Here is a 15,362-nt window from a genome sequence, read left to right as displayed (position 1 = left end):
TGATGCATTTTGTAAAGATATATCTCCTGCTGCTGGTATTTTGTTTACCCAATGTACACGCGCAGGAGTTTGATAAAGAACAGTTAAGCTATACCGAATTTTTGGGGTATGTAAAAAAATACCACCCTATGGTTAAACAGGCTAACTTAGAAATTAGCAACGCCCAGGCCGCGCTTATGGCTGCCCGTGGTGGTTTCGACCCCAAAATAGAGGTAGACTATAATAATAAAGAATTTAAGGGTACCGAGTATTATTCGCTATTAAACAGCAGCTTTAAGATACCTACCTGGTATGGTATAGAAATTAAGGCCGGTTTTGATGATACATCGGGCCAGTATTTTAACCCCCAAAACCGCACGCCCGAGGCAGGGCTTACATCGTTAGGCATAAGCGTGCCGTTAGGGCAGGGGCTGTTTATAAACCAGCGCATGGCCGATGTTAGAGAGGGCAGGCTGCAAATACAGCTTAGCGAGGCACAGCGTAAGCTAAGGGCTATAGAGGTGTTGTACAGCGCAAGCGCCGCTTATTTTGAGTGGAAACAAACCTATGCCGAAGCAGAGCTTTACAAGAGTTACCTGGGCTTTGCCAGTACCCGTTTTAAGGGGGTAAAGCAACTTATAGAGTATGGCGATTCGCCTGCTATAGATAGTGTAGAGGCGGGCATAACCGTGCGCAACAGGCAGCTTAATTTAGAGAGCGCCAGCCTAAAGCTGGCTAAGGCAAGGCTAAAATTGTCTAACTATTTATGGATTGAAGATGTGCCTGTAGAGCTTGATACCACTGTTGTTCCTGAAAGTAACCTGATGGAAACGTTGCAGGAAACACTGCGTACCGATGTTGCCTTTGTAAACGTAAACGAGCTCGAAGGCCACCCTAAAATACAGTCGTTGCAAACCAAACTATCTATATTAGAAGTTAACAGGCAGCTTAAGGCCAATTTGCTGCTGCCCAAAGTTAATGTGGGTTACAATTACATATCTGAACCCGCTTATTTTGACAGTTTTAATACCGATGATTATAAGTTTAACGTGCAGTTTAGTATGCCTATTTTTTTAAGGAAGGAACGTGGTAACCTAAAACTGGCCAAGAATAAAATTCAGGATGCGCAGTACAAGCTTGGTCAGCAAAGGCTGGAACTTAAAAACAAGATAACGGCGCAGCAAACCGAAATTGAGTCGCTTAAAAGGCAAAAAGCGGTAATAGACAACCTTGTAAGAGATTATACTACAATGCTTAATTCTGAAGAAAAATTGTTTTCGTTTGGCGAGAGTTCGATATTCCTGATCAACTCCCGCGAAAATAACCTTGTTAATGCAAAGCTTTCGCAAATAAGCATCGAGAACCAATATTATAACTCGAATGCCGAACTGTACCGAACTTTTGCCAACCCTGATTAAATAGCAACAATCAATAAAACAAAAACCTTTATGTCGCCCCGATGTAAAGGTTTTTTGCTTTACGGGATTCTTAAAGATAACCTCCCCACCGGTTAACGTTTTCTCCCTCTATTATGGCGGTACAAAATTACAACGCATATCTCATTCATGTACTGAAGTGGTTCTTTCAGTAAACTGAAAAGGGCATTTTGAGAGGTAAAATTATAGGACTGTAAAGTATATACATGGCTGTTTTTACACAATTTAAAAAAAATGCAAAAAAAAGGCACATTCCAAAATCCGAAAGTGAAATATCAAAAATTAAAATATTGATAATCAGTTAAAATTAGTTTTGAGTTTCACACAAAATCTGAAATTAATTTTAGCTGCTAAATTTGTATATATTGTAAGTTTTTACATCAATTTATTTGTTTTTTGCTGTTGCATAAATGCCTATATTTGTTATTTACACCTACAATTATGCAATACAATATACTAAAAAAATCGGGCTTAAAGGTTAGCCAGGTAAGCTTCGGATGCATGTCTCTTAAAGCGGATAGTGTTGATAATGATGTTATTATAAGCAAAGCTATAGAGGGCGGCATCAACCTTTTTGATACGGCCGACCTGTACGAAAAAGGCGCTAACGAAGCCCTTTTGGGAGCCGCTTTAAAGGGCAGGAGAAATGATGTTTTGATCTCAACTAAAGTTGGAAACCGTTGGAAACCAGATGGTTCAGGTTGGGACTGGTGCCCTACAAAGAAGCACATCCTGACTGCCGTTGATGATAGCCTGAGGCGTTTGCAGACCGATCATATCGACCTGTATTTGCTGCACGGCGGCACCATAGAAGACCCTGTAGATGAGGCTATTGAAGCTTTTGAACGCCTCGCAGACCTCGGAAAGATAAGGAGTTATGGGTTGTCGTCCATCCGCCCCAACGTAATTAGGGAGTACGTAAGCCGGTCGAACATCTCGGCTGTAATGACGCAGTACAGCCTCCTGGACCGCCGCCCTGAAGAAGCTACCATTAAACTACTGTCAAATAACGAGATAGGAGTACTGGCGCGTGGTGCAGTAGCTTCAGGATTGCTGGTTGATAAGCCTGCAAAAGAGTACCTTGATATGACTAAAGAGCAGGTAACCAGTATTTTAAAAGACTTTAGCAACGCATTGCCGGAAGGTAAATCGCAGGCTGAAACTGCTCTACGCTATGTTGTTGATAACCAAGCTATAACTTCAGCAGTTGTAGGCATCAGGACACTGCAACAATTGCAGGATGCATTGGCGGGAGCTAACACAACACCTTTAAATACAGCACAATGGCAGGCGTTACAGGAGCTTTGGGAGGGCAATTTTTACAAAGAACACAGGTAATTTAGTATTGATAATTTGCTATCTTTAAGATATGGACAAGCTTAAACTTTTTGGCAGGCGCGATTCGGCGGTGGTATACCCTATACGCGAGTTTTTAAGGCGCAGTGTAGTTGATTTTGAGTGGATTGAGGTAAATAACGATAACCGGATTGTTGATGATGGGATGGTTTCGCCATTGCTGTCTAAAGATGCCTGTGCTATACAATTCCCTGATGATGAACTGGTTGTAAACCCAACCGTAGAACAGATAGCACGACACCTTGGCTGGATAAACAAGCCTACCCAGGCCGTGTATGACCTCTCTATTTACGGGGCAGGCCCGGCAGGGCTAAGTGCTGCGGTATATGCTGCCTCTGAAGGACTTAAGACCATATTGGTAGAGAAAGTAGCCATGGGCGGCCAGGCGGGAACAAGCTCGCTGATAGAGAATTACATGGGCTTCCCAAAAGGTATTTCGGGTGCAGAACTCGCCGAACGTGCTCGGCAACAGGCTCTTAAGTTTGGTGTAGAGATACTGCTTTTAGGCGAGGGCATTAAAGGCGACTTTAGCAACAACCGCATTAATGTAGACCTTGCCAGCGGCGATAAACTGGTGGCTAAGGCCAATATATGCGCCACCGGCGTTGAGTATGCGTCGCTTAACCTGCACAACGAGAGGGACTTCTTTAACAAAGGTGTGTACTATGGCGCAGGTGCAGGGGAGGCCTGTTTTTGCACAGGTGAAGATGTATTTATTGTTGGCGGTGGCAACTCGGCGGGGCAGGCGGCATCGTATTTTTCGGGGTTTGCCAAAACGGTTTATATGGTTATCAGAAAGAGTAACCTTGCCGAAACCCTTAGCGATTATCTTGTAAAACGTGTTACCCATAATCCTAATATTGTAATTTTATATAATTCTGAAGTTAAGGAGCTTGAAGGCGATAACCTGTTGCAACGCATTAAGATATTTAATTCTGAAACAGGAGAGGAAACATGGCACGAAACCGGTAAACTGTTTATATGCATTGGCGGAAAACCCAATACCCATTGGGCCGATGCAACCCCTATTATACAAGACCGCAATGGATACCTGATTACGGGCAGCGACCTTTTGAGCCATACGGATTTTAAGGGTTGCTGGACTAAAGACCGGCTGCCTTATCATCTGGAAACCAGCGTTCCCGGGTCTTTTGCGGCGGGCGATGTAAGGTTTAATTCGGTTAAGCGGGTAGCGTCTGCCGTAGGCGAAGGTGCTATGGCGGTTACTATGGTACATAAATATTTAGCTGAATTATAATTGTAAATCAATTACTTATGGAAGAAAACGGATTTTGCAGCCACTTAAATGCCATTACGAGCGTTACCATTGGCGATGGTGGCGTTTGCGAAGAATGCATTAAAACCAACGATACCTGGGTGCACCTGCGCACCTGCCAGCAATGTGGCGTAACACTGTGTTGCGATGCGTCGCCTAACCAGCACGCTACCAAGCACTACCATGCTGTTGGGCATCCGGTTATAGCTTCAGCAGAGCCTGAAGAACGTTGGCTTTGGTGCTATCCTCACGGACAGATCATGGAGTTTTAAAACACAAAAAGGCCCGATCGTCAGACCGGGCCTCTCTAAGTATAAGTATCAGACTATTAATGTAGTACTGCTATTTTTATGGTTTGAGATGCACCATTGCCTGTGGTTATTTTGCACATATAGATGCCATTGGCTAAGGCAGATACGTTTATTGTGCCACCGTTTGCAACCGTAGTTGTAAGCACTGATTTTCCTGCAACATCAAACAATTCGGCTTGCTGTGGTTTATCGTTATTAGAGGTGGTAATATGCAACAGGCTGTTTGCCGGGTTAGGGTATGCCAACAGCTTGTTTATCTGGTTTTTATCTACACCGGCGGTTTGTTCGCAATTTTCTGCAACACCCGGAATGTTGGCATCCAGCCACTCTAAGCGCAGGGCTATCCAGTTTTTAAACTGGGCAATCTGTCCGGCAAATGTGGCAGGATCTTGCTCCACTTCGGGCGTTCCGGTATTAATGCCAAGGTTGCCCCACTTATCAAAATGGCGTGCCTGCGCTTCATTAAGTTGTGCTGCAACACCATCAATATATTGGTTAAGAGCAGCTTCGCTCATAAAAGTGCTTCGGTAGGTTTCCCAACGGCAGCGCAGCCTTTTGGTAAATGCAGGGTCTTGCAAAAGCTTAATGTACCAGCCCGGCGAGTTAACATCGGGGTTGCAATCGTTAATAAGGTGTGCCCATCCGGAACCATCGGTAGCCTCAAAAATAGAACAGCTCCAGATGTCTTTCCACGCCCAGTCAAAATCCCAGACAGGTCCTGCCTTTAGCTTAGATATTTCTGTCGCGCTAACATCTTTATCCTTATTAAAAAAGTAGCTTTTCCTAAAGCCATCGATATTTCTTGATAGCTCATTTACAATAAAATAGTCCACAAATGAGTCCGTATCAAGGTACTTATTATAACCCGTTACAGGGTTGGTAAAATCATCGCTGTAAAGGGCGGTTTCCATTTGGTTGATAAAACCCTGAATGTACTGCTTCTGGTCGTATGTAATGTCTTCAGGTTTAGGGTATTCGTACACCAAACGCACATCAAGATCAGGATGATCTATAGGGCTATATTCCAGTTCCCAGCTGTCTTCCCAAGTCCAGTAATCGCACTTTAAAATATAGCCGCCGGTAACGTCAAGACCCTCATTTTCATCATCTTCCAGTTTGGCAATATCCACACGGTCGTTATCGCGCTTAATTTTTTCCATAAGCAGGTACACGCCCTGGTAGTTGCCATTAAGCACCACCTCGCAATACTGGCTGCGGGCGGCATAATTACCCATTTGGGTAAACAAGCTGTAAGCCAGCTTGTTTCGCATAAAAACCTTGTCGTTATAATTGGCTATCAGGCACCAGTCGTGCTCTTCGGGCATGCCCAAAAGCGATACGTTAACGTCTTCGCCATCGGCATCGCGGGTTTCAAAATTATACGGCTTTTGCGGAAGCCCCTGCGAGTAGTTGCCGCGCAGCTCTATGCCCACATTGCCATCATATTCGGTAGGAGTATCGGTAACATAGTTTATCTGGCCCTCACCATTATTGATGATGCTCATAATGGCATCAATCTTAGGCTCATCGGGTATGGCAACACCGTTGGTATTGATAAGCACAATGGGTAGGTTAGATGACGTAAACACAAACGGAACCGCAGCACCTTGACCAAACTCCAGGCTCCAGCTGTTTACAGTGCCGGTATCGGCAGCGGGGTAGGTATCAACTATTTGCAGGGTCCAGGTGCCGTTGCCAGCCTGGCTATTATTCAGGTTGCCAAGTGTTTCCTGAGGTTTATAAGTACCGGTAAAAGGCGCGGCAACAGCATTAATAGTAATAGTGGCGCTCTGGCTAAGGCAGGTGCCGGTAAAATTATCTTCGCCGCCGCCAAGGGCAGAGAATAGATTAATAGTTATGCCTGTGGGCGATATAAGGTGCACATTTAGGTCGGAATCATACGTATGCGAAATGTCCACACACACCGTTATCAGCCCGTACTCCGCGCCAAGCGGAGCCGTTAAGCCCGACACGCTTGCGGTGTAATTATTAATAGCACCGTCGTCGGTAATGGCACCGGTGGTTCCGTTAAAAGTTTGCGACCACAATGCCGCTGTAAACAGTAAACAGGCCAATAATGTAATTTTTTTCATAAATATGGGAGTTAATGGTGCGGTAACCTAATAATAACCAAATGTTAATATTTTCCCAAATATATGTAAAAAACCATTGCATTATTTTTAAAATGCAACGGCTTAGTTATAAAATTACACGGTGTTTTTATTGGTTTACAAGCGGGATAACCTTACTGCCAATCAGCTCTATAGCATTCATTAACTGGCTGTGCGAAAGGCCCGCGTTATCCATCTGGAACGTAAGGCGCGATATGCCTCCTAAAGCCTCGCTGTGGCGCAGTATTTTCTCTGCAATCTCCTCTGGGCCGCCAACAAGCAGCGCACCACGTAGCCCGGCCTGGGCATCAAAATGCTGGCGTGTAACAGGCGGCCAGCCACGCTCGCGACCAATTTTTGTAAAGGTTTCGGCATAACCGGGGTAAAACTCGTTAACTGCCTCCTGGCTGTTGCGGCCCACATAGCCTAACGAGTGCAGGCCAACAGTAAGCTTTTCGGGCGCATGCCCCGCTTCTTTACCGGCCTCGCGATATAGGTCGACTAACGGCCTGAAACGGTGGGTTTCGCCACCAATAACAGCCACCATAAGCGGCAGCCCCAGCACACCGGCACGCACAAACGATTCGGGCGTGCCGCCAACGCCAATCCATATAGGCAGTTGCTCCCGGTAGGGCCTTGGGTAAACGGCCTGGTTGTTAAGCGCCGGCCTAAACTTGCCCTGCCAGTTAACCACCTCGTTTTTATTGATGTTTAAAAGCAGGTCGAGTTTTTCGGTAAATAACTCATTGTAATCCTGAAGGTTAAATCCAAAAAGGGGAAAGGATTCTGTAAACGACCCGCGGCCTACCACCATCTCTGCACGGCCGCGGCTAATAAGGTCGAGTGTGGCCGCGTTTTGATATACACGAACCGGATCGGCAGCACTTAGCACCGTTACGGCGCTTGTAAGCTTAATATTTTTGGTGCGTGCCGCAGCAGCAGCCAGTATTACGGCAGGTGCCGAATCTAAAAACTCTTTACGGTGGTGCTCGCCAATGCCAAAAACGTGCAGCCCGCAGCGGTCGGCCTGCTCAATGCGTTCTAAAAGCTGTGCAAGGGCATCGGCACTATTAACTGCGCCATTGGCCTGGTTATGGGCGGCGGCAAAACTATCTATTCCTATTTCCATGTGTTGTATTGTTGTTGTTACGAAGATACGGAAATTAGGGCTGGATTTTTAGCCAGCTATACTACGGAGTAGCGTGCTTGCGTAATAGTTTCGATAACGTTATCGTTTTATATCATTCAAATCCTGACACATTCTCCTTTTATTTTTTTAGTTTTGATAATCCAAAGATTACAGAAGCCATACATATAGAAATCACGACTTATAATGACAAAATCAGAATTTAGGTACGCACACCATCCGGATGATGCTAAACGATACACTACCAAAGAATTAAGAGAACATTTTTTGATTCCGAACCTTTTTGAAGATGATACTATTAAGCTTACCTACACCATGTACGACCGTTATATTGTTGGTGGCGTACTACCCGTAAACAAACCCCTGAAATTGGAAACAATTGACGAGTTGAAGTCGGAGCATTTTTTGGATAGAAGGGAGCTGGGCATTATAAACGTTGGAGGTAAAGGCAAGGTTACGGTAGATGGTACTGTGTATGAGCTTAATAAAAAAGAAGCCCTGTACATAGGCAAAGGGAATAAAGAGGTTGTTTTTGAAAGGATTGGCGATGAGCAACCGTATTTTTATATTAATTCGGCACCGGCACACCATGCGTATCCTACTAAAAAAGTGGGCAAGGAGGATGCCGAAGTTATCGAACTGGGCGATACCAAATATGCTAACAGGCGCACCCTTAATAAGTTAATCGTAAATAGTATTGTGGAAACCTGTCAACTGCAAATGGGGCTTACCGAACTGCATGAAGGCAACGTTTGGAACACCATGCCGGCACACACCCACACCCGCCGTATGGAGGCTTATTTTTATTTTGACCTGGAAGCAGGCCAAACCATTAGCCACTTTATGGGCCAGCCCGATGAAACCCGCCATATATTTATGCAGAGCCACCAGGCAGTTATATCGCCCGAGTGGTCGATACACTCAGGTGCAGGTACTTCAAACTATTCGTTTATATGGGGAATGGCCGGCGAGAATTTAGATTATAGCGATATGGATGGAGTAACACCGGATGGTTTAAGGTAAATTTTCAAAAACCAATAACCAAATCAAAAATCAAAAATTTCAATCTAGCAACCAAAAATGAATCTATTCAGCTTACAAGGTAAAACAGCGCTTATAACCGGCGGTACGCACGGACTGGGAATGGCTATGGCCGAAGGGCTTGCGCAAGCAGGTGCAGCGCTGCTAATAACCAGCACTACGCCCTCTAAATTAGATGAAGCTATACAACGCTACCAAAGTCAGGGTTTTACTGCTACAGGCTATATTTTTGATGTTACCGATGAACACGAAGCCGAAAAGCAGGTGGCCGCAATGGAGGCCTGGCATGGCAAAATAGATATCCTTGTCAATAATGCGGGCATTATAAAACGTGTAATGGCAGTGGATATGTCGGTGGAAGATTTCAGGAAGGTTATCGATGTAGACCTTGTTGGCGCATTTATTATGTCTAAACTGGTTGCCAGGAGCATGATAGCCCGAAAATCAGGCAAGATAATCAACATCTGCTCGATGATGAGCGAACTGGGCAGAGATAATGTTAGCGCCTATGCATCGGCAAAGGGCGGACTTAAAATGCTTACTAAAAACCTTGCTACCGAGTGGGCCAGGCACAACATACAGGTTAACGGCATTGGGCCCGGCTATTTTGCCACCACTCAAACGGAACCCATCCGCGTAGACGGAAACCCCTTTAACGAATTTATTATAAGCCGCACACCCGCAGGCCATTGGGGCGACCCTAAAGACCTGGCAGGCACGGCGATATTTTTAGCTTCAGATGCCAGTAAATTCATAAACGGGCAAATTATATATGTAGATGGCGGCATCCTGGCTACCATTGGCAAACCGGCAAACGAATAAGCAAACTACCAAATTGTATATTTAACCATGAATAAAATAGTAACATTTGGCGAAGTCTTAATGCGGTTATCGCCACCGGGTTATCGTAAAATACAACAGTCCAGTCAACTGGATTTTTATTTTGGCGGTACCGAGATGAATGTGGGCGCATCGCTTTCGCAATTTGGGCTGGTGGTGCAGCACATCAGTACGGTTTCTAACGATATTGTGGGCGAAGCAGCCCTTGCATCGTTACGGCAATATGGTATAGATGTGTCTCACATCAAAAAAGTAAACCACCCGTTAGGGCTTTATTTTATGGAAGTTGGGGCGTCTATGCGGTCGAGCCAAATAGCTTACAATAGGCTGCAGGGGTCTTTTGCGCACATTAGTCCCGATCTGGTGGATTGGGATGCTGTTTTAGACGGCTGCACCTGGCTGCACTGGACGGGTATTTCTCCGGCAATATCCGAAGGTGCCTATCAGACCCTTAAAGCCGGTTTGCAAAAAGCTATGGCAAAAGGCATAACCATTACTGCCGACCCTGCCTACCGCAGCAACCTGTGGCAATACGGCAGGAACGGGCACGAAGTACTGGCCGAACTGATAGGTTTATCCACCATTTTTATTGGCGGCGTTAACGAGATAAACGAAATTTTAAAGGTAGATTTTACTTTAGATAAAGAGGGCTTTATAGCTGCTTCACAAAAACTTAGGGAGGTTTATCCGCAAATAACAAAGGTGTTTGATAAAGTGCGAACGGGGCTTAGTGCCTCGCACCAAAAAATATACGGCAGGGCATGGGTAAATAACCAATATATAGAAACCCCAGAGATTGAAATTACCGATGTGGCAGACCGTATTGGTACCGGCGATGCTTATGCGGCAGGGCTGATTTACGGTTTACATAATTACAACGACCAGGAGGCGCTTAACTTTGCCAATGCAGCATGCGGCTTAAAGCATACGGTTTTAGGCGATGTTAATTTAGTATCGGTGGCAGAGGTGCTGGAAGTGGCTAACGGTAATGTAAGCGGAAGGCTAAAACGATAAAACACATACAATGGCAAAATATACAAGAATAGAGGTAGTGCAACAAATGTACACAACGGGTATAGTTCCGGTTTTTTACCATAGCGATATTGAGGTATGCAAAGCACTGCTAAAAGCGTGTTACGATGCAGGTGTACGGGTATTTGAGTTTACCAACAGGGGAGACTATGCCCACGAGGTTTTTGCATCACTCAACAAATATCTGCAGGAAAATTTACCGGGCATGATACTGGGTATAGGCTCTGTTATAGATGCCGGTACCGCATCGTTATACCTGCAATTGGGCGCTAATTTTATAGTGGCACCCATTGTAAATGCTGAAACGGCTAAAGTCTGCAACCGCCGCAAGGTAGCCTGGATGCCGGGCTGCGGGTCGGTTACAGAGATATCGTATGCCGAAGAGCTGGGGGCAGAGGTGGTTAAGATTTTTCCTGCCACACAGGTGGGTGGGCCGGAGTTTATTAAGGCGGTAAAAGGCCCGTTACCGTGGAGCAGCATTATGCCAACAGGGGGCGTAGAGCCTACAGAGCAAAGCTTAACGGACTGGTTTACTGCCGGTTCGCATTGCGTAGGGCTGGGCTCTCAGGTATTTGTAAAGTCGGCTGATGGTGGTTATGATTATGCTGCAATTACAGGTAAACTGGCCGATGCCCTTGGTATTGTACAAAAAATAAGGGGCACCGTTTAATTATAAATTTGCCAAAAAAGCAGAGTGCTGAATGTGGATAGTTAATTTATTTGTAGTATTTTTAAGAAGTGTAACAAAGCACAAAGGCTTTAGTACACGTTACAAATTATAACTAACCTTTATACATTGTAGTACTATGAGTGAATATAAAAAAGAATTTAGTATAGGCGGAGACCTTACCGTTAACAGATTAGGATACGGCGCCATGCGCATTACCGGCGAAGGCATCTGGGGGCCGCCAAACGACAGGGCCGAGGCACTAAGGGTTTTATCGCGTGCGGTAGAGCTTGGCGTAAACTTTATAGATACGGCCGATAGTTATGGCCCCAATGTATCGGAAGAATTAATTGCCGAGGCCTTGCACCCTTATAAAGATAAGCTTGTAATTGCTACCAAGGGCGGTTTGCTGCGCACAGGGCCTAATCAGTGGCCGGTAGACGCAAGCCCTGCCCACCTTAAAGAAGCGCTGGAAGGCAGCCTTAAAAGGCTTAAAACCGATGTTATAGATGTGTACCAGCTGCACCGCATTGACCCCAAGGTGGAGGCTTCTAAAACTTTTGAGTTTTTACAGAAGGCCCAGCAGGAGGGTAAGATAAAGCACATTGGCTTATCTGAAGTTAGTGTGGATGATATTAAAAAGGCACAGGACTATTTTGAGGTGGTATCTGTACAAAATATGTACAGTGTAGACAGCCGCAAGTGGGAGGCTGTGCTGCAATACACCGCTAAGAATAATATTGCGTTTATACCGTGGTTTCCGCTAAATGCGGGTAACGTTGCGGCTGTAAATGCATTGCAGGTTGTGGCCAATAAACATAACGCTACCGTGCATCAGGTGGCGCTGGCCTGGCTCCTGTACCATTCCGATAATATACTGCTTATCCCAGGCACGTCTAAAGTGTCTCACTTAGAACAGAATATGAAAACTGCCGATGTACAACTTACTGACGATGACATCCAGGCTTTGAGTAATTTGTAATAGGTAATAAGCGATAAGCAATTGACAACAAGCAATAAGCAATATGCGATAGGCAATTGACAATAAGCAATAGGCAATATGCGATAGACAAAATGACAATAAGCAATAGACAAAAAATCCTGCCGTTATCACGGCAGGATTTTTTTATTTAGCGGGTTTGCTGCTCATATAAAACAATAGTGTGCCACCCTTCATAATTTCGTCGTGGGTAAGGTACAGCCTGTCTAACACTTTGCCGTTTAATTCGGCTTTAGCCACATATACATTTTTTGCCGACTGGTTTTTAGCCGTTATGGTAAACGTTTTGCCGTTTTCCAGGCTCAGGGTTGCTTCTTTAACTTTAGGGCTTCCCAGAGCATAATGATCGCTTCCCGGGGCAACCGGATAAAAGCCCAGCGCCGTAAAAATGTACCAGGCACTCATCTGGCCGGTATCATCGTTTCCGCCAAGGCCATCGGGGGTAGGTTTGTACATGGCATCAATAATCATGCGCACGCGCTGTTGGGTCTTGTACGGTTGGCCGGTCCAGTTATATAAATATGCCACATGGTGCGATGGCTCGTTGCCATGCACATAGTTGCCAATTATACCGTCTCGGGTAATGTCTTCCGTCTGTTCAAAATACTTATCAGGCAGTGTCATTGTAAAAAGTGAGTCCAAATGCGTCGCAAATTTTTCCTTACCACCGTTCAGGGCAATCAGCGCTTCAGGGTCTTGCGGTACGTACAGGCTGTAGTTCCATGCATTACCCTCTATAAAGCCCTGCCCGTGGGTATCAAGCGCATCAAACTCTTTCTTAAAAGTGCCATCGCTTAATTTGGGGCGCATAAAACCTACCGATGCATCAAACACATTTTTGTAATTCTGTGCGCGTTTGGTGTATTCGGCATACACATCATCTCGGCCTAATTTTTTAGCCATTTGGGCAATGCACCAGTCATCATAAGCATATTCTAATGTTTTGGATACCGATGAGCCGTTCTTATCCTCTGGTACATAACCGTATTTAAGGTAGGAGTCTATCCCATCGTAATAGCGCAGGTTAGACGAGTTAATGCAGGCCTCCAAAGCCAGTTTGGTATCAAAATCAGCGTTGTCTTTTATAACGGCATCGGCAATAACCGAAACCGAATGGTAGCCTATCATGCACCAGTTTTCGTTAGCCGAATTAGACCATACGGGCAACGCTTTGTGCACACTCTGGCTGTAATGCGCCAGCATACTTTGTACCATATCGCGGTTGCGCTTGGGCTGCACTATATTAAACAACGGATGCAGCGCCCTGTAAGTATCCCACAACGAAAAGGTGGTATAGTTGGTAAAGCCATCGACCTTGTGTAAGTTCTGATCCAGGCCTTTATAGCTGCCATCGGCATCCATATAAACGGTTGGGTTAATAAACGCGTGGTAGAGTGCGGTATAAAAATTGACCTTATCACTCTCGGTCAGGGTTTCTACTTTTACCTTGTTCAGTTCGTTTTCCCACAGCTGCTGTCCGTCGGCTTTAGCCTTTTCAAAGTCCCAGTGGGGTATCTCAATTTTCATGTTAACCAATGCCCCGGCAGTGCTTACGGGCGAAAGCGCAAACTTAATTTTAATCTTCTCATTCTGTTCGGTATCAAAATTAAAATACATGCGCAGGTTTCTGCCTGCCGCTTCGGGAAAGTTCTTCGTCTGGTCGAATTTGCGCCAAAAGCCATTGTAAATATTGCCTTCGTCGTACTTTTTAACGCCGTATTCTTTAATAGGTTTAGAAAAAGCCATGGCAAAATATACGGTGCGCGTTCTTGCCCAGCCCTGCGTTTGCATGTATCCGGTTACAAGGGTGTCGTTCTCAATGCGTATAAACGTGTATACATTCTTTTCTTTATGATTATAGATGCCGCTCATTAAATCGAGGATAATGTGGGCATCGGTAGTTTTTGGGAAGGTATACTGGTGGAACCCCACGCGCTGGCTGGTGGTAAGTTCGGCAGTAATGTTGCTTTCATCAAGTTTTACTTTGTAGTAATTGGCCTGGGCCACCTCGTTAGCATGCGAGTAAGCCGACCTGTACCCACTTTGCGGATTGGCCGCCGTACCGGGGTTAAGCTGCAATGCACCGGTGGTGGGCATAATTAAGAAATCGCCCAGGTCAGAATGCCCGGTACCGCTAAAGTGGGTGTGGCTAAAGCCTACAATGGTTTTATCGTCGTACTGGTAACCCGCACAGTATTTGTATACCTCGCCGTTGTATTTTTTGTTGAGTTCGTAGGCAATGGTATCGGTCTCCGGACTTAGCTGTACCGACCCAAAGGGCACCGTAGCCCCCGGAAAGGTGTGTCCCATGCGCTGCGTGCCTATAATGGGGTTTATGTATTGGTAGTTTTTTTTAGATGGTTTCTGAGAATAGGCACTAACCGCGGTAAGCATTAGGGCAAAGGCAAGCAGCTGTTTTTTCATGTGTAAATGTTGGCGCATAAATTTAGAAAATTAAGGCTAAACAATTACTAAAATGCATACTTAAAATTTGGCAATACTATGGCAATGCTATAACGTTTTTGGTTGGTTAAGTACACTAACTTTATATAAATCAAAAACATATAAACTATGGACTCTATAAACCAAAACCAACCCGAAGACAATTTTAAAGACCTGATAGGGCAGGAAGCCCTTAATAAAATTAAAGAACTTACCAAGGCCGCAGGCTCGGGCTTTTTTTGTACTAAAATAGCTACCGGCGAACCCGTTGCCACGAGGCCAATGGCTGCCGAGAAAATTGACGACAGCGGTAACTTCTGGTTCCTGAGTGCATCTGACAGTCACAAGAATGCCGAGATAAGCCGCGACCCATCGGTACAGATGTTTTTTCAGGGGTCTTCTTACAGCGAATTTTTAACCCTTTACGGCAAGGCTACCATTAGCACCGATAAGCAAAAGATAGACGAACTTTGGGATGCCACCATGAAAACATGGTTTACCGAAGGTAAAGACGACCCAAGGATTACCGTTATTAAATTTACTCCAACACAGGGTTACTATTGGGATATTAAAACCAATATGGCCGTTGCCCTTGTAAAAAGAGCCTACGGTTCTATTGTTGGCGAAACTTATGATGATTCGATTGAAGGATCGATACTGCCATAATATGATTGTTTCTTTTATAATGCAAAAACGCAGCCATTTGGCTGCGTTTTTTATTGGT

General features: G+C 45.1%; 13 protein-coding genes. 10 read left to right on the top strand and 3 right to left on the bottom strand.

Features of this window, described 5'->3' with window-relative positions; genetic code table 11:
• The first annotated feature begins 2 nt into the window (after positions 1-2).
• From G509_RS0115095 to G509_RS0115075, 4 genes are all read left to right on the top strand, one after another.
• Positions 3-1,397: a TolC family protein gene (locus G509_RS0115095; RefSeq protein WP_394363562.1), complete on the top strand. Its 1,395-nt coding sequence runs from the start codon at positions 3-5 to the stop codon at positions 1,395-1,397.
• Between the two features lie 459 nt (positions 1,398-1,856).
• Entirely contained in the window at positions 1,857-2,753 is an 897-nt protein-coding gene (locus G509_RS0115085) for an aldo/keto reductase (RefSeq protein WP_026992304.1), read from the top strand.
• A 31-nt stretch (positions 2,754-2,784) separates the two neighbouring features.
• On the top strand, positions 2,785-4,029 hold the full coding sequence (locus G509_RS0115080; protein ID WP_026992303.1) for an NAD(P)/FAD-dependent oxidoreductase: 1,245 nt from the start codon (positions 2,785-2,787) through the stop codon (positions 4,027-4,029).
• Positions 4,030-4,046: 17 nt separating this feature from the next.
• Positions 4,047-4,319 (top strand): UBP-type zinc finger domain-containing protein, encoded by a 273-nt coding sequence (locus G509_RS0115075; protein WP_026992302.1) that lies wholly within the window; start codon positions 4,047-4,049, stop codon positions 4,317-4,319.
• Positions 4,320-4,375: 56 nt separating this feature from the next.
• Here the strand turns inward: G509_RS0115075 and G509_RS22960 are convergent, their stop codons facing one another.
• Together G509_RS22960 and G509_RS0115060 are read right to left on the bottom strand one after the other, a co-directional pair.
• Positions 4,376-6,451 (bottom strand): CotH kinase family protein, encoded by a 2,076-nt coding sequence (locus G509_RS22960; RefSeq protein WP_081663320.1) that lies wholly within the window; start codon positions 6,449-6,451, stop codon positions 4,376-4,378.
• Between the two features lie 127 nt (positions 6,452-6,578).
• Entirely contained in the window at positions 6,579-7,598 is a 1,020-nt protein-coding gene (locus G509_RS0115060; protein WP_026992301.1) for an LLM class flavin-dependent oxidoreductase, read from the bottom strand.
• 204 nt (positions 7,599-7,802) lie between these two features.
• Between G509_RS0115060 and kduI the strand changes: the two genes are divergently transcribed.
• From kduI to G509_RS0115035, 5 genes are all read left to right on the top strand, one after another.
• Positions 7,803-8,639, top strand: coding sequence for a 5-dehydro-4-deoxy-D-glucuronate isomerase (kduI, locus tag G509_RS0115055; protein ID WP_026992300.1), 837 nt, complete (start codon positions 7,803-7,805; stop codon positions 8,637-8,639).
• A 57-nt stretch (positions 8,640-8,696) separates the two neighbouring features.
• A complete protein-coding gene (locus G509_RS0115050) occupies positions 8,697-9,479 on the top strand; it encodes a gluconate 5-dehydrogenase (RefSeq protein WP_026992299.1) in 783 nt (260 codons plus the stop codon).
• Between the two features lie 27 nt (positions 9,480-9,506).
• Complete coding sequence (locus G509_RS0115045) at positions 9,507-10,511, top strand: sugar kinase (protein WP_026992298.1); 1,005 nt, start codon at positions 9,507-9,509, stop codon at positions 10,509-10,511.
• A 10-nt stretch (positions 10,512-10,521) separates the two neighbouring features.
• On the top strand, positions 10,522-11,199 hold the full coding sequence (locus G509_RS0115040; RefSeq protein ID WP_026992297.1) for a bifunctional 4-hydroxy-2-oxoglutarate aldolase/2-dehydro-3-deoxy-phosphogluconate aldolase: 678 nt from the start codon (positions 10,522-10,524) through the stop codon (positions 11,197-11,199).
• Positions 11,200-11,335: 136 nt separating this feature from the next.
• On the top strand, positions 11,336-12,178 hold the full coding sequence (locus tag G509_RS0115035) for an aldo/keto reductase (protein WP_026992296.1): 843 nt from the start codon (positions 11,336-11,338) through the stop codon (positions 12,176-12,178).
• Between the two features lie 144 nt (positions 12,179-12,322).
• Here G509_RS0115035 and G509_RS0115030 read toward each other — a convergent pair whose 3' ends face one another.
• Entirely contained in the window at positions 12,323-14,620 is a 2,298-nt protein-coding gene (locus G509_RS0115030) for a GH92 family glycosyl hydrolase (RefSeq protein ID WP_026992295.1), read from the bottom strand.
• Between the two features lie 147 nt (positions 14,621-14,767).
• On the opposite strand from G509_RS0115030, the gene G509_RS0115020 reads away from it, so the two are divergent.
• Positions 14,768-15,304: a pyridoxamine 5'-phosphate oxidase family protein gene (locus tag G509_RS0115020; RefSeq protein WP_026992294.1), complete on the top strand. Its 537-nt coding sequence runs from the start codon at positions 14,768-14,770 to the stop codon at positions 15,302-15,304.
• The last annotated feature ends 58 nt before the right edge of the window (positions 15,305-15,362 follow it).

Origin of the sequence: Flavobacterium subsaxonicum WB 4.1-42 = DSM 21790, assembly GCF_000422725.1 — a bacterium.
GTDB lineage: Bacteria > Bacteroidota > Bacteroidia > Flavobacteriales > Flavobacteriaceae > Flavobacterium > Flavobacterium subsaxonicum.
This window is presented reverse-complemented; position numbering and strand designations above follow the sequence as displayed.

What these genes read in the sequence shown, in the direction of transcription:
- G509_RS0115095 (WP_394363562.1), top strand. Translation starts at nt 3, where the DNA reads ATGCATTTTGTAAAGATATATCTCCTGCTGCTGGTATTTTGTTTACCC.
- G509_RS0115085 (WP_026992304.1), top strand. Translation starts at nt 1,857, where the DNA reads ATGCAATACAATATACTAAAAAAATCGGGCTTAAAGGTTAGCCAGGTA.
- G509_RS0115080 (WP_026992303.1), top strand. Translation starts at nt 2,785, where the DNA reads ATGGACAAGCTTAAACTTTTTGGCAGGCGCGATTCGGCGGTGGTATAC.
- G509_RS0115075 (WP_026992302.1), top strand. Translation starts at nt 4,047, where the DNA reads ATGGAAGAAAACGGATTTTGCAGCCACTTAAATGCCATTACGAGCGTT.
- G509_RS22960 (WP_081663320.1), bottom strand. Translation starts at nt 6,451, where the DNA reads ATGAAAAAAATTACATTATTGGCCTGTTTACTGTTTACAGCGGCATTG.
- G509_RS0115060 (WP_026992301.1), bottom strand. Translation starts at nt 7,598, where the DNA reads ATGGAAATAGGAATAGATAGTTTTGCCGCCGCCCATAACCAGGCCAAT.
- kduI (WP_026992300.1), top strand. Translation starts at nt 7,803, where the DNA reads ATGACAAAATCAGAATTTAGGTACGCACACCATCCGGATGATGCTAAA.
- G509_RS0115050 (WP_026992299.1), top strand. Translation starts at nt 8,697, where the DNA reads ATGAATCTATTCAGCTTACAAGGTAAAACAGCGCTTATAACCGGCGGT.
- G509_RS0115045 (WP_026992298.1), top strand. Translation starts at nt 9,507, where the DNA reads ATGAATAAAATAGTAACATTTGGCGAAGTCTTAATGCGGTTATCGCCA.
- G509_RS0115040 (WP_026992297.1), top strand. Translation starts at nt 10,522, where the DNA reads ATGGCAAAATATACAAGAATAGAGGTAGTGCAACAAATGTACACAACG.
- G509_RS0115035 (WP_026992296.1), top strand. Translation starts at nt 11,336, where the DNA reads ATGAGTGAATATAAAAAAGAATTTAGTATAGGCGGAGACCTTACCGTT.
- G509_RS0115030 (WP_026992295.1), bottom strand. Translation starts at nt 14,620, where the DNA reads ATGAAAAAACAGCTGCTTGCCTTTGCCCTAATGCTTACCGCGGTTAGT.
- G509_RS0115020 (WP_026992294.1), top strand. Translation starts at nt 14,768, where the DNA reads ATGGACTCTATAAACCAAAACCAACCCGAAGACAATTTTAAAGACCTG.